Origin of the sequence: Qipengyuania sp. NPDC077563, assembly GCF_044901345.1 — a bacterium.
Classification (GTDB): Bacteria; Pseudomonadota; Alphaproteobacteria; order Sphingomonadales; family Sphingomonadaceae; genus Qipengyuania; species Qipengyuania aestuarii.
The window spans coordinates 623,127-641,007 of sequence record NZ_JBJDPC010000001.1 but is presented as its reverse complement, the minus strand read 5'-3'; the positions used below and the strand labels follow the sequence as shown (position 1 = coordinate 641,007).

The following is a 17,881-nucleotide window of genomic DNA, read 5'->3' as shown; positions in this document are numbered from 1 at the left end:
CGCGGGGACGGAAGAGGTCGGCAAGGACATGATTCCGGCATAGGCAGGAAAGGAGCGTGTAGGAAAGCCGATCGTCACCCCAACCGTGCCAGCGCCGCGCGCAGGCGGTCGATCTCGGCGGCGTGGAAGGCCGCATCGGCGCGCGCCTTCTCCACCGCCTCTGGCTTGGCCCGTTCGAGGAAATTGGCGTTGGAGAGCCGCCCGTTGAGGCTGCCGAATTCCTTCTGGCTGGTTTCCATCGCCTTGGCGAGCCGGGCCTTTTCCGCTTCCACATCGATCACGCCTTCCAGCGGGATGATGAAGGCATCGTCGCCCGCACCGATCTGCATCGCCGCGCCTGAGGGGGCTTCGGCGAAATGTACCGGCGTCAGCCGCGCGAGGCGTTCGATCGCGGCGGCGTTTTCGTCCACTACCTTGCGGCCCAGCGCCGAGGGGGCGGGGAAAAAGGCTTCGAGCTTGGCCCCCGGCGCAATGCCGAGTTCGTTCTTCGCCGCGCGCACTGCGCTGGTCAGCGCGATCAGCCAGTCGATTTCCGCCTTGGCGGCAGGATCGACTTCGGCTTCGGGTTCGGGCCACTTCGCCGTGATGAGCGGGTAATCGGCGCGGTCGCCCTGCTTCGACCACAGTTCTTCGGTGATGAAGGGCATGAAGGGGTGGAGCATGACCAAGATCTGGTCGAGCGCCCAGCCGGCGACCGCTTTGGTTTCCTCGTCGAAATTGCCCTTGATGAGCTCGATATACCAATCGCAGAAGCGGTCCCACACGAAGTGATAGATCGTGTTGGCAGCCGCATCGAAGCGCAGGTCGGCCATGGCGGCGTCGAGCGCCTGTTTGGTCCCCACGACTTCGCCGATGATCCACTTGTTCACCGCCTGCGTGGCAGCGGGTGCGGCAATGCTCGTGCTCGCGCCGATGCCATTGGCCTGGCAGAAACGGGTCGCGTTCCACAGCTTGGTAGCGAAGTTGCGATAGCCTTCGACGCGGCGTTCATCCATCTTGATGTCGCGGCCCTGGCTTTCCATGGCCGACATGAAGAAGCGCAGCGCATCGGCGCCATACTGGTCGATCAGGCCCAGCGGATCGACGACATTCCCCTTGGATTTGGACATCTTCGCCCCGTCGGCAGCGCGTACGAGGCCGTGCAGGTAGAGGCGCGGCCAGGGCGCCTTGCCGGTCAGATGCATCCCCTGCATCATCATGCGCGCATCCCAGAAGAACAGGATGTCGAAGCCCGAAATCAGCAGATTGTTGGGATAATGCTTTTCAAGAAGATCGGTCTTTTCGGGCCAGCCGAGCGCGGCGAAGGGCCACAGCGCGGAGGAGAACCACGTGTCGAGCACGTCGTCGTCGCGCTTAAGGGAAACGCCCTCTCCGGCCTGGGCCTGCGCCTCTTCCTCGGTCAGGGCGACATAGGCATTGCCGTCTGCATCATACCACGCCGGAATGCGGTGACCCCACCACAGCTGGCGGCTGACGCACCAGGGCTGGATATTGTCCATCCAGTTGAAGAAGGTCTTTTCCCAAGCTTTCGGGACGATTTCGATGGTCCCGTCCTTTACCGCCGCGATCGGGGCCGCGGCCAGCTTTTCGGCATCGACATACCATTGGTCGGTCAGCCAGGGTTCGATCACCACGCCGCCGCGGTCGCCGAAGGGCGTTGCGATGGTGCGCGGCTCGGCATCGTGCTCGGTCTCGTTGCCTTCCTTGTCCTTCGTGATGTGCGGGATGAGGAAACCCAGTTCCTTCATGCGCGCCACGATCTGTTCGCGCGCGCCGTCCACGCCGTCGCGCTTGAAGCGGTGCAGGCCGATGAATTCCTCCGGCACCAGTCCGTCGGCGGTCTGGCAGACATTCGCTTCGCCATCGAGCATGTTGAGCATTTCGCCCGCCGCGAATCCGGCGCGCTTGCCGACATCGAAATCGTTGAAATCGTGGCCCGGCGTGATCTTCACCGCGCCCGAGCCGAGTTCCGGATCGGCGTGTTCATCGGCCACGATGGGCACGCGGCGGCCGGTGATGGGCAGCGCGACATGCTTGCCGACAACCGATCTGTAGCGCTCGTCATCGGGGTGAACCGCCACTGCCATATCGGCGAGCATGGTTTCCGGGCGTGTGGTGGCGACTTCGATGTAATCGCGGCCATCATCGAGCGTGACGCCGTCTTCCAGCGGATATTTGAAGTGCCAGAATCCGCCCTTCACATCGGTGGTCTCGACTTCAAGGTCCGAAATCGCGGTCTTCAGCTTGGGGTCCCAGTTCACCAGCCGCTTGTCGCGGTAGATCAGGCCGTCCTTGTGAAGATCGACGAAGGTCTTGAGCACGGCGTTCGAGAAATGCTCGTCCATCGTGAACTGTTCGCGTGACCAGTCCATCGAACAGCCGAGGCGGCGCAGCTGGCGCGTGATCGTGCCGCCGCTTTCCTCTTTCCATTCCCACACCTTGCCCACGAACTGCTCGCGCGAATAATTCGTGCGCTTGTCCTGCTGCGCCTCAAGCTGGCGTTCGACCACCATCTGCGTGGCGATGCCGGCATGGTCGACGCCGACCACCCACAGCGCATCCTTGCCGCGCAGCCGTTCGTAGCGGATCACCACGTCCTGCAGCGTGTTGTCGAGCGCGTGGCCGATATGCAGGCTGCCGGTGACGTTCGGCGGCGGGTTCACGATGGTGAAGGGCTCCGCATCGGGGCGGTCCGGGCGGAAAAGGCCCTTTTCCTCCCAATGCGCGTACCAGCGCTGTTCGATTTCGGCCGGGTCGAAGGTCTTGGATAGCTCGGTGCTCATGGTCGAAGCCCATGCCAGCGCCTTTTGTGCGATGCAACGCCGTATGGGATTGTGAAGGATACCGGCTTGTTTACCGTGTCGTTTCGCCGCATACGCTGAACCGAATGGCGCGGTTGGCTGAATATGACATCGAAGACGGTGAAGGGGGTGCGGTACTGACGCTCTCCGGTCCGTATCTTGTATCGACGATCGGTGCGCTCGACGGCGAGCTGCGCAAGATCGAGGGGCCGATCGCCCGGGTGGACCTGTCCGATGTGACCGAAATCGACACGGTCGGCGCGTGGATCGCCTGCAATATCGCCAGCGAACACGAAGCCGAGATCACCGGGGCAAGCGAGCGGGCGCAGCGTCTGCTCGGCGCGCTCGAAGGTACGGGCAGCGAACAGGACATGCGGCCGGAACGCCTGCCGGTTTGGACCCGCGTGCCCGATGCGATGGGCGAAAAGGTCTATAACGCGCGCAGCGGGATCGTCGGTGTCGTCAGTTTCCTGGGCGCGCTGCTTATCTCAGCGGGCAATCTGATCCGCCATCCGCGCCGCTTCCGCACCGTGGCGCTGGTCAAGCAGCTGGAACTGGTCGGCGTGGCGGCCCTGCCAATCATCGGCTTGATGAGCTTCCTCATCGGCGTGGTTATCGCGCAGCAGGGCGCGGTCCAGCTGGCGGCGTTCGGCGCGGAAACGCTGACAGTGAACCTTGTCGGGCGCATCACGCTGCGCGAACTGGGCGTGCTGATGACCGCGATCATGGTGGCCGGCCGTTCGGGCAGTGCCTTTGCCGCGGAAATCGGCACGATGAAGCTGACCGAGGAAATCGACGCCATGCGCACCATCGGCATCGCCCCGATGGAAGCGCTGGTGATTCCGCGCATCATGGCCGCCGTGCTGATGATGCCGCTGCTGGGCTTTTACGCCTCCTGCATGGCGATCATCGGCGGCGCAGTGGTTGGTGAGCTCATGCTGGGCATCCCCTTCTGGACCTTCCTGTCGCGCATTCAGGACGTGGTGCCGACCTATGACGTGTGGGTCGGCCTGCTGAAAGCACCCGTCTTCGGGCTGATCGTGGCGCTGGCGGGCTGTTACAACGGCATGCAGGTGAAGGGCAATTCGGAGGAAGTCGGGCGGCGGACGACCCTGTCGGTGGTGGCGGCGATCTTCGCCGTGATCGTGCTCGATGCCTTTTTCGCCGTCTTCTTCACCAAGGTGGGCTGGGCCTGATGGCTGACGAACAGGACAAGGGCGACAACGCCAAGGGCCCCGCGCGCCGGCACGAGCGTTTCCGCGGCGAATATCCGATCGTGGTCGAAGGGCTGGTAAACCGCTTCGGCGAACAGGTAATTCATGACGATCTCGACCTCAAGGTAAAGCGCGGCGAAATCCTCGGCGTGGTCGGCGGATCGGGGACCGGCAAGTCGGTGCTCATGCGCTCGATCATCGGCCTGCAGCCGCCGGCCGAAGGCGATATAAGGGTGTTCGACAAGTCGATCGTCGATGCCGAACCAGATGCGGAAATCGGCGTTCGCGATCGCTGGGGCGTGCTGTTCCAGGGCGGGGCGCTGTTCTCCACGCTGACGGTGGGCGAAAATGTCGAAGTGCCGCTCAAGCAGTTCTACCCCGAGATATCCGACACGCTGCGCCATGAGATCGCGCGCTACAAGATCATGCTCTCGGGCCTGCCCGAAGAAGCGGTCAACAAATATCCGAGCGAGCTTTCGGGCGGCATGAAGAAGCGCGCCGGGCTGGCGCGCGCGCTGGCGCTCGATCCCGAACTGCTGTTCCTCGACGAGCCCACGGCGGGCCTCGACCCGATCGGCGCGGCGGCATTCGACAATCTCACCCGGGAACTGAAGGAAACGCTTGGTCTCACGGTGTTCCTAATCACGCACGATCTCGATACGCTGCATGAAATCTGCGACCGCGTGGCGGTGCTGGCGGACAAGCAGGTGATCGCGGTCGATACCGTGCCCAAGCTGATGGAACTCGATCATCCCTGGATCCAGGAATATTTCAACGGGCCGCGCGGACGGGCGGCGCTGACTGCCCAGGCGCTCGACGAATTGCGGCGTCACATGGACATGCCGGTCGCGGCCCACGCGGTCAAAGCGTTGGACAACGCCCCGGAAAAGAAGGCATAGGCGAAGAACATGGAAACGCGGGCAAATTACGTTTGGGTAGGGGCGGTGACGCTTGCGGTGCTGGCTGCGCTGGCGCTGTTCATCGTGTGGATCGCCCGCTGGGGCGAAGGCGACCAGAAGGAATACGACATCTTCTTCAAAGAAAGCGTGTCGGGCCTCGCCAACGGCAGCCAAGTGAGCTTCGCCGGCGTGCCGGTCGGCCAGGTGAGCCAGATCGTGTTGTGGGAAAAGGACCCTGAATTCGTCCGCGTGCGCATCAGCGTGAAGGAAGAAGTGCCGATCCTCGTGGGCACCACCGCCACGATCCAGGGCAGCTTCACTGGCGTGTCCACCATCCTGCTCGACGGCGCGCGTAGCGGCGCTCCGCCGATTTCCTGTGAAACCACCGCCTGCACCGAAGGCGTGCCGATCATTCCGCCCAAGGACGGCGGCCTCAACGCGCTGCTGTCGAACGCGCCGCTGCTGCTCGAGAGGCTGGCGACGCTGACCGAGCGGCTGACCCAATTGCTCGACGATCAGAACCAGGGCGAGATCGCGGGCATCCTGGCCAATACCAACCAGATGACGGCTGAACTGGCCGATGCTGCGCCGCAGTTCGAGCGGACGATGGCGGAATTGCAGGTCACTCTGCGCGAAGCCTCCGAAGCGCTCGATGAATTCGAGAATGTCACGGCTTCGACCGACCGCCTGCTGAACCAGGAAGGGGCGGCGCTGGCCGACCAGCTGCGCACCACGCTGAAGCAGGCTGGCAATGCCTCCGAGGAACTGCAGGGTGTGCTCGCCGAAGCGCGTCCGGCAACGCGGCAGCTGACCGAAAGCACGCTGCCTGCCGCCGAAGCCACGCTGCGCGATCTGCGGGCGACGAGCAAATCGCTGCGTGAAGTGACCGAGAAGATCGATGAACAGGGTGCGGGCGCACTGCTCAACAGCAAGCCGCTGCCCGATTACAAGCCGTGAGAAGGGGCCGACCCGCGATGACCAAGTTTTTCAAGTTCGCCACGCTGGCACCGGCTCTCCTGCTCGGCGGGTGCATCTCCTTCGGCGGTGATGCACCCGATAGCCTGCTGACGCTGACGCCCACGGCCACTGCGCCCGCGGGCTCCGGCGCGTCGAGCAACTCGGGGACGGCAATCACCCTGATCGAATTCGAAGCGCCCAGCGCTCTCGACGTGACGCGCGTACCGGTGCAGGTCAGCGATACCGAGCTTGCCTACCTGGAAGACGCGGTCTGGGTCGAAAAGCCCGCGCGCCTGTTCCGCCGACTGATCGCCGAAACCATCCGCACCCGCTCAAACCGCGTCGTGATTGACGGGGACGATCCCGGCGTGCTGGCCGACAACCGCCTCACCGGCACCATGCGCCAGTTCGGCTATGATGCCCGGACCAGCAGCGTGGTCGTGGTCTTCGACGCCGTGCGTCCGGGCGAGGGCAGCGATGTCGTCACCCGCCGTTTCGAGGCCACCGTGCCGGGCGTCCTGCCCGAAACCGCGAGCGTGGGCCCGGCGCTCAACCAGGCGGCCAACGATGTGGCCGCGCAAATCGCCGAGTGGGTCGGCTAGGGCCCGCTAGCGCTTCGATTCTTACGATCGCTTTGGAAGCGATCCTAGAGCGCCCCTGCTAGAAAAGGCTCCTCAGGGCTTCTTCGTTCGAATCAAGACGCGCTCGCAAGCCTTGGGCCTCGTCTTCTAGCCACGCGAGCGTGGCGTTGGCGAAGGCTGCCATGCCGGCGCGCGCGGCAAGGGCCGCCTGCAGATCCGGAACGCCGCGTGCTTTCAAGGCCGTGGCAAGCGCGTCGGAAAGCGCGGCCAGCTTCATCAGCTCGCGTTCGTGAAGCGCCGGGGTCGCCGATATGACCTCCTGCCGGGGTTTTGAGAATGATCGGTTGTCCTCGAGCAACTGGGTGACCGATCGAAATGCGCGGAACAGCGTATCGATGGGGCCCATGTATTCCGGCGCATCGGCGATCGACAATGTCAACGCTTCGACCAGAATTGCCTGCCCATCGAACAGCACCTCGCGCTTATCGGTGAAGTGGCGGAAGAAGGTCCGTTCGGTCACGCCCGCGCGCGCGGCGATCTCTGCAGCCGTCACGCCATCGAAACCGCGGTCTCTGAAGAGCTGCACCGCCGCCTGCTGCAACCGCACACGCGCATTTAATCGCTGTTCTGCCATGTCTCTCCTTGTCAGTCACTGACATAAGCCTATGTCAGTGACTGACGGCACTTCCGCTGTCGGTTTGCCTTATAGCAGCAAGGAGGTTGCGATGAATATATTCCTGACGGGTGCCAATGGCTGGATCGGTTCGATGATTGCCAGCGAGCTGATGGCCGCCGGTCATTCGGTCACCGGCCTGGTGCGATCGGCGGACAAGGGCGCGGCGCTCGAAGCGCAAGGCGGGAAAGTAGTGCTTGGCTCGCTCGGCGATCGGGACGTTCTTCGCCGCGGTGCGGAAGCTGCGGATGGTATCGTGCATACGGCATTCGGCGCCGACTTCTCTCGCATAGGCGAGCTGGCCGCCGAAGAGACTGCGGCGATAGAGACCTTCGGTGAGCTATTTGCCGGATCGCCGCGACCAATAGTCGTCACCAGTGGCTTTTTGCACATGGACGGCGGGAAAGCGAAAGAGACCGATCGGCCCTCAGTGTGGCCCGTTTTTCCGCGCGCCTCCGAGCAGACTGCGTTCAGGCTGGCCGAGCGCGGCATCCACGCCACCGTCGTTCGCAATCCGCGCTCGGTCCACGGCAAGGGCGAAACACATGGTTTCGTCCCCATGCTGGCTGCGGCGGCCCGCGAAAAAGGCGTGTCCGCTTATATCGGCGACGGCGCGAACCTGTGGCCCGCGGTCCATCGTCTGGATTGTGCGCGCGTCTATCGTCTTGCCGTCGAACGCGGCGCCATTGGCGAAGCCTATCACGCGGTTGCCGAAGAAGGCGTCCCCTACCGCGCGATCGCCGAAGCGATCGGCCGCCAGCTCGGGCTGCCGACCAAATCGCTGACAGAGGAAGAGGCGGAAGCGCATTTCGGTCCGCTGGCGATGTGGGTCGGCAATGATGGTCCCGCTTCGAGCGAATGGACCAGGAAGACACTCGGCTGGTCACCCGAGCAGGTCGGTATCGTGGCCGACATAGAGCAGCCGGATTATTCGGAATAGGGCCTTGCGGTCTTCATGGCGGGTGAGCGGCAGCGCCCGTCATGGGCAAAAGTCTTTTGCGAAGATGGCAGCTTTGCCATCCTTGGTCTGTGGTGGGGCTGGCACGCGCTCGGCCCGGAATCGGACGCTCTGCAATGCCTGCCAACCACCATCTTGAAGGTCGAGGAGCGCCAACAGCAGTTTCGACCTGCAATCGGCGCTCCTCTGGAATGGCTACATCCCAGCTGCCGTCGGGCGAACGATCACCTCGTTGATGTCGACGCCCTCCGGCTGTTCCAAAGCGTAACGAATGGCCCGCGCGATGGCGTCCGGCGTCAGCGACTTTTGCCGCCACGTCGTCAGCGCGGACGCGATCTCCGGATCGGTTATGTCGTTGCCCAGCTCTGTCTCCACCACACCGGGCGAGATGATCGTGGTGCGGATATCGTCGTGTTCCTGTCGAAGCCCCTCCGTGATCGCCCATACTGCGTATTTGGTCGCACAATAGACCGCCGCACTTGGCATCACCATGTGGGCCGCAATCGAGGCGACATTGACCACATGCCCGGAGCCTTGGTCGATGAAGCGAGGCAGCACCGAAGCAATTCCGTTCAGCACGCCGCGAATATTGACGTCGATCATGCGGGACCACTCGTCCTGTTTCAGCGCGGCGAGGGGGGAGAGGGGCATGACGCCGGCGTTGTTGATGAGCACGTCCACGCTTCCGAACCGGTCTTGCGCCGCCGCAGCGAAGGCCTGGAAGTCTTGGGCATCCGTCACGTCCAGTGCTTGCCATGCTACGGCATCCCCCAGTTCGCTTGTGAGCGCTTCCAACCGGTCGGTGCGGCGCGCGCCGATGAACAGCTTCGCGCCCGTCGCGGCCAGTTCGCGCGTGGTTGCCTCGCCGATCCCGCTCGAAGCGCCGGTGATCAGCACGGTCTTTTCGATTGTTTTTGTCATGCCAGTTCCTCTTTCTGTCTGGTTGAAAGGCAGATAGGACGCTGGTTGCGAAGGCGTGAGCTTGATCCGCTGCAATCCTTGCCTGATCCTCCAGAATTCACGCCCCATGGATTGCGAACTGGTGCTGTGCAGTGGCAAGGCAGAGGGATGAGTAAGCATTCCGAACTGGCGGCGCATATCGCGCGGCATGTCGGCCGTACCGGGATGGTCGATACGGCGATCCCGCAGCTGTCCCTGTTTCGGGCCGACGAGCCGACACAGCCGCTACCCGCGGTCTACGAAGCCTCACTTTGCCTGATCGCCCAAGGGTCAAAGCGTGTATCGCTTTCAGATCAGAGCCTGACCTACGATGCACAGCATTACCTGCTCGTGTCGCTGGACCTGCCGCTGATCGGGCACGTGACGCAGGCCAGCCCCGATGCGCCCTATCTATGCGCAAAAATCGATATCAACCAATCAGTCTTGGCCGACCTCATCATGGAGGAAGGCGAGCGCGTCCCGAAAGCAGACCTTCCAGCACTGGCAGTCTACCGCAGCGACGACGATCTTGTGGATGCTGCCTGCCGTTTGGTGCGGCTGCTCGATCGCCCGCAAGAAATCCCCGCTCTTTCCCCGCTGATCGAGAGGGAAATTCTCTACCGCCTCTTGACGGGACCGCATGGGCCGACGCTGCGCTATATGGCGGTGGCTGACAGCCACCTCAATCAGGTGAGCCGCGCCATCAGCACAATCCGTTCAGCCTTCGATCAACGCTTGCGTATCGAGGAGATCGCGGCAGCGGCGGGTATGAGCGCTTCTTCGCTGCACGAGCATTTCAAAGCGGTCACGCGGATGACGCCCCTGGAATATCAAAAGCAGCTGCGGCTTCAGGAAGCACGGCGGCTAATGCTTTCGGAAGGCGTCAACGCTGGATCGGCAGGATTCGCGGTGGGCTACGAAAGTCCGTCGCAGTTCAGCCGCGAATACTCTCGCCTGTTCGGCGCTCCGCCGCGACAGGACCTCATGCGCTTGCAAAACAGTGGGAATATTCTGACGCCGGTATGATGCGTGGTGGAGAGGCTCATTGTGTCGCGTTCGAAGCGAGGGAGGCTATACCTTTCGACCGCCTAGCTTAACCGCCTCAGCGCCAGGGGAACACCTGCCTGTGTGCGGGTCAGCGCCCCTTAGAGCGCTCTGACAAACTCCATCGCCGCAAGGAAATCGCCCTTTCGCTTGGCGCGCCGGGCTTCGGCTTCCTCGTCGCGGCCCCAGAGATCGGCCTGCCACTCCTCCTCGAGATTGGCCGCCGCCCACAAGGCGTCGCCATCCGCGCCAGCCTGCAGGGCCTCCAGCCCGATGCAAAGCGAGGCAGCAAGCGAGGCGGTCTGTTCCAGCGCGGCGAGGGTGAAGGGATCGAGCTGCTCGAGCCGCGCCGCGAGCCGCTGGCGCGTTTCTTCGGTCTGCGGGCGGTGGAGGATGCCGCTGATGCGGTGGAGGGTCACCCCTTCGCGCGCTTCCAGACCGGCAACGATCGGCTCCCACAGCTCCTGCTGGCGGCGATAGAGCGGCTCTTCCGGATCGGCGCGGAAGCACAGCGTATCGGTTTCTGCGTAGCCGAGCAGCTTGTCGACAAGCGAGGCGCGGTCGCTCGCGACGACGTCCAGCGCATAATCGGCCATGTCGCGGTAGCGGAAGGCGGCCGGATCGATGGTTTCGCCCTGGCTGCGCCATTCCTCGGCCAGCTTTTCCGCCAGATCCTCGCTCGGTACGATCTGGGCCTTGCCGCCTTGCGTCTTCAGCGGCCTCGCGTCGAGCATGACCTGCCAGCCTTCGCCCGTGCGGGCGGTCGACACATCCTTGTAGAAACGTTTCATGTCCGCCCTTTCCAGCGGCGCGCCACGAACATCGGCACGATGAAGAATAATCCCACGCCCAGCAAGACCGCCGCGGCTGCCAGCCAGTCCGGCATCGGCAATCTGTCGCCAAGGCCTGCGATCCCGGCCAGCACGGAGAGCAGGCCGGCGATGCGGATCACGTTGAGCAGGATGAATTTCACGATTGCCGGGTCACGCCCCTGCATTGATCATGTCCTCCAGCTCCTGCATCGTGCCAGCCACGCCTTGCGCGCCCGCTTCGAGCAATTCGCTCGGTTCGTGATAGCCCCAGGCGACGCCGATGGCGCGAACACCGGCCGCTCGGGCCATCTCGATATCGAATGTCGTGTCGCCGATCATCACGGCGCAATCACTTGCTACATCTGCTTCGGCGAGCGCTTGCTCGATCATCGAAGGGTGCGGTTTTGACGGGTGGCGGTCGGCAGTCTGGAGCGAGACGAAGTGATGCTTGATCCCGTGCATGTCGAGGCATGAATGCAGGCCGCGATCGCTCTTTCCAGTGGCGACGGCAAGCAGCCAGCCGGCATCGACCAGACGGTCGATCAGTTCGGCCATGCCGTCATACAGCGGTTCTTCCAGTGTGCCCTTGAACCGCCGGTCGCGATAACCGGACTTATAGGCGTCCAGGGCGATATCGCGCTGGTCGTCGGTCGCCCCGGGAGCAAGTTGGCGCAGCGCCTGCGGAAGGCTGAGGCCGACCATGCGGCGCACTTCATTGCGATCGGGGCTGGACAGGCGGGCGGCCGCGAACGCTTCGTCCATCGTGTCGCAGATTGCCGCCTGGCCATCGACCAGCGTTCCGTCGCAATCGAAAATGACGAGCCGCTTCACTTGGCTTTGCCCCGGCCCTTCGGCTTGCCTCCCGCACCGCCGCGGGCACGGCGTGGGCCGCGCTGGTTCTTCTTGTAGGTCTTGGCGTGCTGGCGGGCCTGCTGCTTCTTTTCCTCGCGCGATTTGGGCGGCGGATCGTCACGCATGGGGGTGGCATCGCTGGCCTTCTCGTCGAAGCCGATCTGCTCCATGCTGGCGGCGAAATGCTCCGGCAGGTCGGCCGTCACATCGAGCTTGCCATCGGGGCTGTCGATGATCAGCCGGCGCGCGTGGAGGTGCATCTTGCGGCTGATCGAGCCAGTGAGAAACGCGTCCTTCCCGCCGTATTTGCCATCGCCCACGATCGGGTGTCCCATGGCCGCGCAATGCACGCGCAGCTGGTGAGTGCGGCCGGTCAGCGGCTGAAGTTCGAGCCAGGCGACCTTCTTGCCCGCGCTTTCGACCACGCGATACTTGGTCTTGGCCGGCGCTCCGCCTTCGTGATCGACATGCATTTTCTCGCCGCCCGAACCCGGCTGCTTGGCCAGCGGCGCCTCGATCACGCCTTCGCGAATATCGGGCACGCCCACCACCAGCGCCCAGTAGATCTTCTTGGCGCTGCGGCCGGAAAACCGCTTGGAGAAAAACGCCGCGCTGCCTGGTGTGCGGGCCACCAGCAAAACGCCGGAGGTATCCTTGTCGAGCCGGTGTACGAGGCGCGGGCGCTGTTCCTCGCCTTCTTCCATATACGCATCGAGCAGGCCGTCGACATGGTTGAAGGTGTTGGTGCCGCCCTGTGTGGCAAGGCCGGGCGGCTTATTAATGACTAGCGCGCTCTTGGTCTGCGTCATCAACATGTCGGCGGCCTGATCGCGTTCGGCCTTGGTCAGCTCGCGCTTGGGCTTGGCCTCCCGGTTCGGCGCGTCGCCGCCGGGTGGCACGCGGATTTGCTGCCCCTTCGCCAGCCGATCGTCGGGCTTGGCCCGGCTGCCGTCCACGCGGATCTGCCCGGTGCGGGCCCATTTGCTGACAGTGCCGAAGCCGACCTGCGGCAGGTGGCGCTTGAACCAGCGGTCGAGCCTGATGCCGTCGTCATCGGCTTCAACCGTGAAATTGCGAACTTCGTCGGAGGTCTTCATGCCGCCACCCGCATGACCGCAAGGCCCATCATCAGGCCGGTGAGCCCCAGCGCCAGGGACAGAACGGCGTAAAGCGTGGCGAACAGAAACTGCCCGCGCTGGATCAGCAGGATCATCTCGAGGCTGAAGGCACTGAAAGTGGTGAAGCCGCCCAGCAGGCCTACGCCCAGCAGGAGGCGCAGCTGTTCGCTGCTTTCCCCGCCATTGCGCGCCAGCCATCCCGCGAGCAGCCCCATCAGCAGGCTGCCCAGCGCATTGACCGCAAGGGTCGCGAAGGGAAAGGCAGAAATGATCGGAGCACCGAGCCATTGCGTCATGGCACGGCCTGCCTGATACCGCAGCGCTGCGCCGGCACCGCCGCCGATGGCGACGTGCAGGGTGGCTACGAGGGGGGATAGGGTGGACATGAGCCTGCCTCTAGCCGCTGGGGCGCGAATGCGAAAGGCGCTGTTACACGCTTGCCTTTTTTGCCGCGAATCCTTATGTGCGCCCCGTTCGAGCCGGTCCGGAACGGATTCGGCGCGTTTTTCGTTATAGTAGCGAAACCCTATTCAAGGAGGCATACCCCGCTTTTGCGCGGGCTCTGGCCCGCAAAGTCGAGGTATTGAAGTTTATGCAGATCATGGTTCGCGATAACAATGTTGACCAAGCCCTCCGCGCGCTCAAGAAGAAGCTGCAGCGTGAAGGCGTGTATCGCGAAATGAAGCTGCGTCGTCACTACGAAAAGCCCAGCGAAAAGCGCGCACGCGAAAAGGCTGCTGCCGTTCGCCGCGCTCGCAAGCTGGAGCGCAAGCGTATGGAGCGTGACGGCATCAAGTAAGACGCCGTCCGCGAAAGTGCCAAGCGATTTTGCGCCCGGATGGGCCGAAATTTCAAAACCGCGTTGCACCAGCTAACCAGACAAGCCATGAGGGCGCGGAGAAATCCGCGCCCTTTGCGTATCAGGACACAGTTCACATGACCGAGATTACCCGCGTTCCGTTGCAACCGATCAAGAAAGGCTCCCTGGCCAAGCTCTGGCTGGGCGTCCTTGTCGCCATTCTGCTGGGCGGCGGGCTGGCTTGGGCCGCTGCGCCCAAGACCGCCGGGATGGAAACGCTGACCGAAGGCACCGGGCCTTCGCCCGAGATGGGTCAGGTCATGTTCGTCAAATATGTCGGATCGCTCGACGACGGGACGGAATTCGACCGTTCGCAGCCGCTGCCGATTCCGCCGGGCTTCCTGCCCGAGGGAACGCCGATGCTGCTTGAAGAAGGCGCGCTAATTCCCGGCTTTCTCGATGCGCTGCTGAAGATGAAGCAAGGCGGCAAATATCTGGTCACCGTCCCTGCAGATCAGGGCTATGGTGCGGAACCGCCCCCCGGATCCCCGATCCCGGCCAATGCCGATCTGACCTTCGAAGTGGAAGTCACCGACATCCTTTCGCGTCCGGAATTCGATGCCAAGCTGCAGCAGCTGCAGGCGATGATGGGCGCCATGGGCGCACAGCAGGGCGGCGAAGGGGCTCCCCCCGCACAATAAGCCTCATCTAGCCGCTTGAAGGTGGGGGCGCGCACGGCTAACGCGCCCTCATGTCAGTCACACGCGAAGAAGTGGCCAAGATCGCCTCGCTCGCCCGCATCAAGATGGGCGAAGAAGAGCTTGATCGCATGGTCCCCGAACTCAACAATATCCTCGACTGGGTCGAACAGCTGGGAGAGGTCGATACCGCCGGTGTCGAACCGATGACTGCGGTCATCCCCAATACGCTGCGCCTGCGCGACGATGTGGTCGATGCCATCCCCGAAACCTCGGGTGGCCGACGCGAGGATGTGCTCGCCAATGCCCCGGCGGCCGAACATGGCTTCTTCGGCGTGCCCAAGGTGATCGAATAATGACCGAATTTACCAATCTCGGCGTGAAGGAAATCCGCGACGGCGTTGCCGGCGGCGACTTCACGGCCCGCGAAGTGGCCGAAAGCTTCAACGCAGCCGTTGCCGCGGCCGCCGAACTCAACGCCTTCATCGTCACCACCCCTGACCATGCGCTGGCCGCCGCGGACAGCGTCGATGCCAAGCGCGCCAAGGGCGAGGATCTGGGCATCATGGGCGGCGTGCCGATCGGGATGAAGGATTTGTTCGCCACCAAGGGCGTGCAGACCACCGCAGCCAGCCACATTCTCGAAGGCTTTACGCCGCAGTATGAAAGTACTGTCAGCCAGAAGCTATGGGACGCCGGCGCGGGCATGCTGGGCAAGCTCAATCTCGACCAGTTCGCGATGGGGTCGTCCAACGAAACCAGCTATTTCGGCAACGTTAATTCGCCTTGGCGCAAGGAAGGCACCAATGCCGGGATGAGCCCGGGTGGTTCTTCTGGCGGGTCATCTTCCGCCGTCGCGGCGCGCATCGCGCCTGCTGCCACCGGGACCGACACTGGCGGTTCGATCCGCCAGCCCGCTGCCTTCACAGGTATCTGCGGCATCAAGCCGACCTATGGGCGCTGCAGCCGCTGGGGCGTGGTGGCGTTTGCCAGCAGCCTCGACCAGGCTGGCCCGATGGCGCGCAGCGTCGAAGACTGCGCCATCATGCTTGAAGCGATGGCCGGGTTCGATCCGAAGGACGCGACCAGCCTGCAGTTGGACGTTCCCAATTGGGAAGCCGCGCTGTCGGCAGACCTGAAGGGCAAGAAGATCGGTATCCCGAAGGAATACCGGATGGACGGCACCGACGAGGAAATCCTCAAGAGCTGGGAGCAGGGCAAGGAATGGCTCCGCGATGCGGGCGCCGAGATCGTCGACGTTTCGCTGCCGCACACCAAATATGCGCTGCCCGCTTATTACATCGTGGCACCCGCCGAAGCATCGAGCAATCTCGCGCGCTATGACGGCGTGCGCTACGGCCTGCGCGACCTGCCCGATGGGGCGGGGCTGCAGGACATGTATGCCGCGACCCGCGCCGAGGGTTTCGGCGACGAAGTCAAGCGCCGCATCCTGATCGGCACCTATGTGCTGAGCGCCGGTTTCTACGACGCCTACTACACCCAGGCGCAGAAGATCCGCACGCTGGTGGCGCAGGACTTCGCCAAGGCTTTCGAACAGTGCGACGCGATCCTGGCGCCGACCACGCCGACCGCCAGCTTCCCGCTCGGTTCGCTCAACGAAGACCCGCTGACGATGTATCTCAACGACGTCTTCGCCGTTCCCGCCAGCCTTGCTGGCCTGCCCGCGATGAGCGTGCCGGCGATGCTCAACAGCGCCGGCCTCCCGCTCGGCCTACAGATCGTGGGCAAGCCCTTCGACGAGCAGGGTGTGCTCAACACGGGGCTGGCCATCCAGCGGCGCGCAAACTTTGACGGCAAACCGGAGAGATGGTGGTGAGCACTTACCGCATTCAGGGCGAAACGGGCGAATGGGAGGTCGTGATCGGCCTCGAGGTCCATGCGCAGGTGACCTCCAACGCCAAGCTGTTCAGCGGCGCTGCGACCGCTTTCGGAGCGGAGCCGAACACTCAGGTTAGCCTGGTCGATGCGGCCATGCCCGGCATGCTGCCCGTGCCCAATCGCGAGTGCATCCGGCAGGCCGTGCGCACCGGCATGGCGATCGAGGCGCAGATCAACAAATACAGCCGGTTCGACCGCAAGAATTACTTCTATGCCGATCTGCCGCAGGGCTATCAGATCAGCCAGCTCTATCATCCGATCGTGGGTGAAGGGTCGCTGACGATCGATGCCGACGAGAAGGCCGGGATCACCGAAGACAAGGTCATCGGGATCGAGCGCATCCATGTCGAACAGGATGCGGGCAAGCTGATGCACGACCAGCACCCGACGATGTCCTATGTCGACCTCAACCGCAGCGGCGTGGCGCTGATGGAAATCGTGTCGAAACCCGACATGCGTTCGCCTGCCGAAGCTGGTGCCTATGTCCGCAAGCTGCGCAGCATCCTGCGTTATGTCGGTTCGTGCGACGGGAACATGGAAGAAGGCTCTATGCGCGCCGACGTGAACGTCTCCGTGCGCAAACCGGGCGAGGAATTCGGCACGCGGACCGAGACCAAGAACGTCAACTCGGTGCGGTTCGTGATGCAGGTCATCGAATATGAAGCCAACCGCCAGGTCGAAGTGCTCGAAAGCGGCGGTACGGTCGATCAGGAAACGCGCCTGTTCGATCCGGGCACGGGCACCACGCGGACCATGCGCAGCAAGGAAGATGCGCATGACTATCGCTATTTCCCCGATCCCGATCTGCTGCCGCTGGAACTGGAAGACAGCTTTCTGGACGAATGCCGCGCCAGCCTGCCCGAACTGCCCGACGCCAAGCGCGCGCGGTACGAAGGCGAGCTGGGGCTGACGCCCTATAACGCGCGGGAATTGACGGCAGAGGTCGAAACCTTCGCCCGCTTCGAAACGCTGCTGAGCGCGGCCGCAGCGAAAATCGGCAAGTCGGAGGCCAAGGTCGCGACGCAGGTCGCCAACTGGGCGCTTTCGGTCGCTCCGGGCGTGATGAAGTCGCTCGGCGAAGAGGCCGATCCGGCCAACGCCACTGCCGAAGCTCAGGCCAGCATCCTGGCTATGCAGGACAAGGGCGAGATTTCGGGGGGACAGGCAAAGGAAATCTACGAGATTGTCCTCAAGACCGGACGTGATCCCGAAGAGATCGCCGATGCCGAAGGCCTCAAGCAGGTCAGCGACACAGGCGCGATCGAAGCTGCGATCGACGAGATTATCGCCAACAATTCCGACAAGGTCGAAGAATACCGCGGCGGCAAGGATAAGCTCTTCGGATTCTTCGTCGGTCAGACGATGAAGGCGATGCAGGGCAAGGCCAATCCGGCCGTGGTCAACCAGATCCTCAAGGACAAGCTGGGCTGATCCGATAGCGTCATCCCCGTCGGGCGCACTGGCCCGACGGGGAGGATGCTGGTCCGCGCAAATCGCGGCATGCTGCTGCATGGCGCCGACGGATTCTCTCGTCGACCATATATGTAACTCGGCGACACGGGCCTTGCTCAGGCAGGTGCCTGCGCATAATCCCGAGCCATCATGCGCTTTTCGCGCATTTGGTAGGGGACCCTTTT

Annotated in this window: 19 protein-coding genes; 11 read left to right on the top strand and 8 right to left on the bottom strand. The window is 63.4% G+C overall.

Annotation, left to right across the window (positions count from 1 at the left end; all coding sequences use genetic code 11):
• Positions 1–74 precede the first annotated feature (74 nt).
• Positions 75–2,783, bottom strand: coding sequence for a valine--tRNA ligase (locus ACI2I1_RS03125; protein WP_404677866.1), 2,709 nt, complete (start codon positions 2,781–2,783; stop codon positions 75–77).
• A 104-nt stretch (positions 2,784–2,887) separates the two neighbouring features.
• On the opposite strand from ACI2I1_RS03125, the gene ACI2I1_RS03120 reads away from it, so the two are divergent.
• The 4 genes from ACI2I1_RS03120 to ACI2I1_RS03105 are packed head-to-tail and all read left to right on the top strand — an operon-like array spanning position 2,888 to position 6,473.
• The gene (locus ACI2I1_RS03120; RefSeq protein ID WP_224812116.1) at positions 2,888–3,997 is read left to right on the top strand and encodes an ABC transporter permease; all 1,110 of its coding nucleotides are present in this window, start codon (positions 2,888–2,890) and stop codon (positions 3,995–3,997) included.
• Positions 3,997–4,914: an ABC transporter ATP-binding protein gene (locus tag ACI2I1_RS03115; RefSeq protein ID WP_221542773.1), complete on the top strand. Its 918-nt coding sequence runs from the start codon at positions 3,997–3,999 to the stop codon at positions 4,912–4,914. The genes ACI2I1_RS03120 and ACI2I1_RS03115 overlap by 1 nt, the downstream gene beginning before the upstream one ends.
• 9 nt (positions 4,915–4,923) lie before the next feature.
• Positions 4,924–5,871 carry an MlaD family protein gene (locus tag ACI2I1_RS03110; RefSeq protein WP_224812115.1) on the top strand — a complete coding sequence of 316 codons (948 nt, stop codon included), beginning with the start codon at positions 4,924–4,926 and terminating at the stop codon, positions 5,869–5,871.
• A 17-nt stretch (positions 5,872–5,888) separates the two neighbouring features.
• A complete protein-coding gene (locus ACI2I1_RS03105; protein WP_404677865.1) occupies positions 5,889–6,473 on the top strand; it encodes an ABC-type transport auxiliary lipoprotein family protein in 585 nt (194 codons plus the stop codon).
• Positions 6,474–6,531: 58 nt separating this feature from the next.
• On the opposite strand, the gene ACI2I1_RS03100 is transcribed toward ACI2I1_RS03105, so the two are convergent.
• Positions 6,532–7,086 (bottom strand): TetR/AcrR family transcriptional regulator, encoded by a 555-nt coding sequence (locus tag ACI2I1_RS03100; RefSeq protein ID WP_404677864.1) that lies wholly within the window; start codon positions 7,084–7,086, stop codon positions 6,532–6,534.
• 91 nt (positions 7,087–7,177) lie between these two features.
• Between ACI2I1_RS03100 and ACI2I1_RS03095 the strand changes: the two genes are divergently transcribed.
• The gene (locus tag ACI2I1_RS03095; RefSeq protein WP_404677863.1) at positions 7,178–8,065 is read left to right on the top strand and encodes an SDR family oxidoreductase; all 888 of its coding nucleotides are present in this window, start codon (positions 7,178–7,180) and stop codon (positions 8,063–8,065) included.
• Between the two features lie 213 nt (positions 8,066–8,278).
• Here ACI2I1_RS03095 and ACI2I1_RS03090 read toward each other — a convergent pair whose 3' ends face one another.
• A complete protein-coding gene (locus ACI2I1_RS03090) occupies positions 8,279–9,004 on the bottom strand; it encodes an SDR family oxidoreductase (protein ID WP_404677862.1) in 726 nt (241 codons plus the stop codon).
• A gap of 147 nt (positions 9,005–9,151) precedes the next feature.
• Between ACI2I1_RS03090 and ACI2I1_RS03085 the strand changes: the two genes are divergently transcribed.
• Positions 9,152–10,048, top strand: coding sequence for an AraC family transcriptional regulator N-terminal domain-containing protein (locus ACI2I1_RS03085; protein WP_404678326.1), 897 nt, complete (start codon positions 9,152–9,154; stop codon positions 10,046–10,048).
• Between the two features lie 119 nt (positions 10,049–10,167).
• On the opposite strand, the gene ACI2I1_RS03080 is transcribed toward ACI2I1_RS03085, so the two are convergent.
• From ACI2I1_RS03080 to crcB, 5 genes are read right to left on the bottom strand one after another with little or no spacing between them, the layout of a single operon-like run.
• On the bottom strand, positions 10,168–10,857 hold the full coding sequence (locus ACI2I1_RS03080) for an ATP12 family chaperone protein (RefSeq protein WP_404677861.1): 690 nt from the start codon (positions 10,855–10,857) through the stop codon (positions 10,168–10,170).
• On the bottom strand, positions 10,854–11,063 hold the full coding sequence (locus ACI2I1_RS03075) for a hypothetical protein (protein WP_404677860.1): 210 nt from the start codon (positions 11,061–11,063) through the stop codon (positions 10,854–10,856). The genes ACI2I1_RS03080 and ACI2I1_RS03075 overlap by 4 nt, the downstream gene beginning before the upstream one ends.
• A complete protein-coding gene (locus ACI2I1_RS03070) occupies positions 11,050–11,709 on the bottom strand; it encodes an HAD-IA family hydrolase (protein ID WP_404677859.1) in 660 nt (219 codons plus the stop codon). Before ACI2I1_RS03070 ends, ACI2I1_RS03075 begins: the two co-directional genes overlap by 14 nt.
• Positions 11,706–12,827 (bottom strand): RluA family pseudouridine synthase, encoded by a 1,122-nt coding sequence (locus ACI2I1_RS03065; RefSeq protein ID WP_404677858.1) that lies wholly within the window; start codon positions 12,825–12,827, stop codon positions 11,706–11,708. Before ACI2I1_RS03065 ends, ACI2I1_RS03070 begins: the two co-directional genes overlap by 4 nt.
• Positions 12,824–13,234 carry a fluoride efflux transporter CrcB gene (crcB, locus tag ACI2I1_RS03060; RefSeq protein ID WP_404677857.1) on the bottom strand — a complete coding sequence of 137 codons (411 nt, stop codon included), beginning with the start codon at positions 13,232–13,234 and terminating at the stop codon, positions 12,824–12,826. Before crcB ends, ACI2I1_RS03065 begins: the two co-directional genes overlap by 4 nt.
• A 206-nt stretch (positions 13,235–13,440) precedes the next feature.
• Between crcB and rpsU the strand changes: the two genes are divergently transcribed.
• The 5 genes from rpsU (at position 13,441) to gatB (ending at position 17,675) form a co-directional block, all read left to right on the top strand.
• Positions 13,441–13,647: a 30S ribosomal protein S21 gene (gene rpsU / locus ACI2I1_RS03055; protein WP_006834591.1), complete on the top strand. Its 207-nt coding sequence runs from the start codon at positions 13,441–13,443 to the stop codon at positions 13,645–13,647.
• Positions 13,648–13,784: 137 nt separating this feature from the next.
• A complete protein-coding gene (locus ACI2I1_RS03050) occupies positions 13,785–14,348 on the top strand; it encodes an FKBP-type peptidyl-prolyl cis-trans isomerase (protein WP_404677856.1) in 564 nt (187 codons plus the stop codon).
• 50 nt (positions 14,349–14,398) lie between these two features.
• On the top strand, positions 14,399–14,701 hold the full coding sequence (gene gatC / locus ACI2I1_RS03045; protein WP_224812105.1) for an Asp-tRNA(Asn)/Glu-tRNA(Gln) amidotransferase subunit GatC: 303 nt from the start codon (positions 14,399–14,401) through the stop codon (positions 14,699–14,701).
• Positions 14,701–16,182: an Asp-tRNA(Asn)/Glu-tRNA(Gln) amidotransferase subunit GatA gene (gene gatA, locus ACI2I1_RS03040; protein WP_404677855.1), complete on the top strand. Its 1,482-nt coding sequence runs from the start codon at positions 14,701–14,703 to the stop codon at positions 16,180–16,182. Before gatC ends, gatA begins: the two co-directional genes overlap by 1 nt.
• Positions 16,179–17,675, top strand: a complete 1,497-nt coding sequence (gene gatB, locus ACI2I1_RS03035) for an Asp-tRNA(Asn)/Glu-tRNA(Gln) amidotransferase subunit GatB (RefSeq protein ID WP_404677854.1) — start codon at positions 16,179–16,181, stop codon at positions 17,673–17,675. Before gatA ends, gatB begins: the two co-directional genes overlap by 4 nt.
• The last annotated feature ends 206 nt before the right edge of the window (positions 17,676–17,881 follow it).

Coding starts and splice junctions, on each gene's coding strand:
- ACI2I1_RS03075 (WP_404677860.1), bottom strand. CDS start 11,063: ATGCAGGGGCGTGACCCGGCAATCGTGAAATTCATCCTGCTCAACGTG.
- ACI2I1_RS03110 (WP_224812115.1), top strand. CDS start 4,924: ATGGAAACGCGGGCAAATTACGTTTGGGTAGGGGCGGTGACGCTTGCG.
- gatA (WP_404677855.1), top strand. CDS start 14,701: ATGACCGAATTTACCAATCTCGGCGTGAAGGAAATCCGCGACGGCGTT.
- ACI2I1_RS03095 (WP_404677863.1), top strand. CDS start 7,178: ATGAATATATTCCTGACGGGTGCCAATGGCTGGATCGGTTCGATGATT.
- ACI2I1_RS03120 (WP_224812116.1), top strand. CDS start 2,888: ATGGCGCGGTTGGCTGAATATGACATCGAAGACGGTGAAGGGGGTGCG.
- ACI2I1_RS03085 (WP_404678326.1), top strand. CDS start 9,152: ATGAGTAAGCATTCCGAACTGGCGGCGCATATCGCGCGGCATGTCGGC.
- ACI2I1_RS03065 (WP_404677858.1), bottom strand. CDS start 12,827: ATGAAGACCTCCGACGAAGTTCGCAATTTCACGGTTGAAGCCGATGAC.
- ACI2I1_RS03115 (WP_221542773.1), top strand. CDS start 3,997: ATGGCTGACGAACAGGACAAGGGCGACAACGCCAAGGGCCCCGCGCGC.
- ACI2I1_RS03080 (WP_404677861.1), bottom strand. CDS start 10,857: ATGAAACGTTTCTACAAGGATGTGTCGACCGCCCGCACGGGCGAAGGC.
- ACI2I1_RS03090 (WP_404677862.1), bottom strand. CDS start 9,004: ATGACAAAAACAATCGAAAAGACCGTGCTGATCACCGGCGCTTCGAGC.
- ACI2I1_RS03100 (WP_404677864.1), bottom strand. CDS start 7,086: ATGGCAGAACAGCGATTAAATGCGCGTGTGCGGTTGCAGCAGGCGGCG.
- gatC (WP_224812105.1), top strand. CDS start 14,399: ATGTCAGTCACACGCGAAGAAGTGGCCAAGATCGCCTCGCTCGCCCGC.
- rpsU (WP_006834591.1), top strand. CDS start 13,441: ATGCAGATCATGGTTCGCGATAACAATGTTGACCAAGCCCTCCGCGCG.
- ACI2I1_RS03125 (WP_404677866.1), bottom strand. CDS start 2,783: ATGAGCACCGAGCTATCCAAGACCTTCGACCCGGCCGAAATCGAACAG.
- crcB (WP_404677857.1), bottom strand. CDS start 13,234: ATGTCCACCCTATCCCCCCTCGTAGCCACCCTGCACGTCGCCATCGGC.
- ACI2I1_RS03050 (WP_404677856.1), top strand. CDS start 13,785: ATGACCGAGATTACCCGCGTTCCGTTGCAACCGATCAAGAAAGGCTCC.
- ACI2I1_RS03105 (WP_404677865.1), top strand. CDS start 5,889: ATGACCAAGTTTTTCAAGTTCGCCACGCTGGCACCGGCTCTCCTGCTC.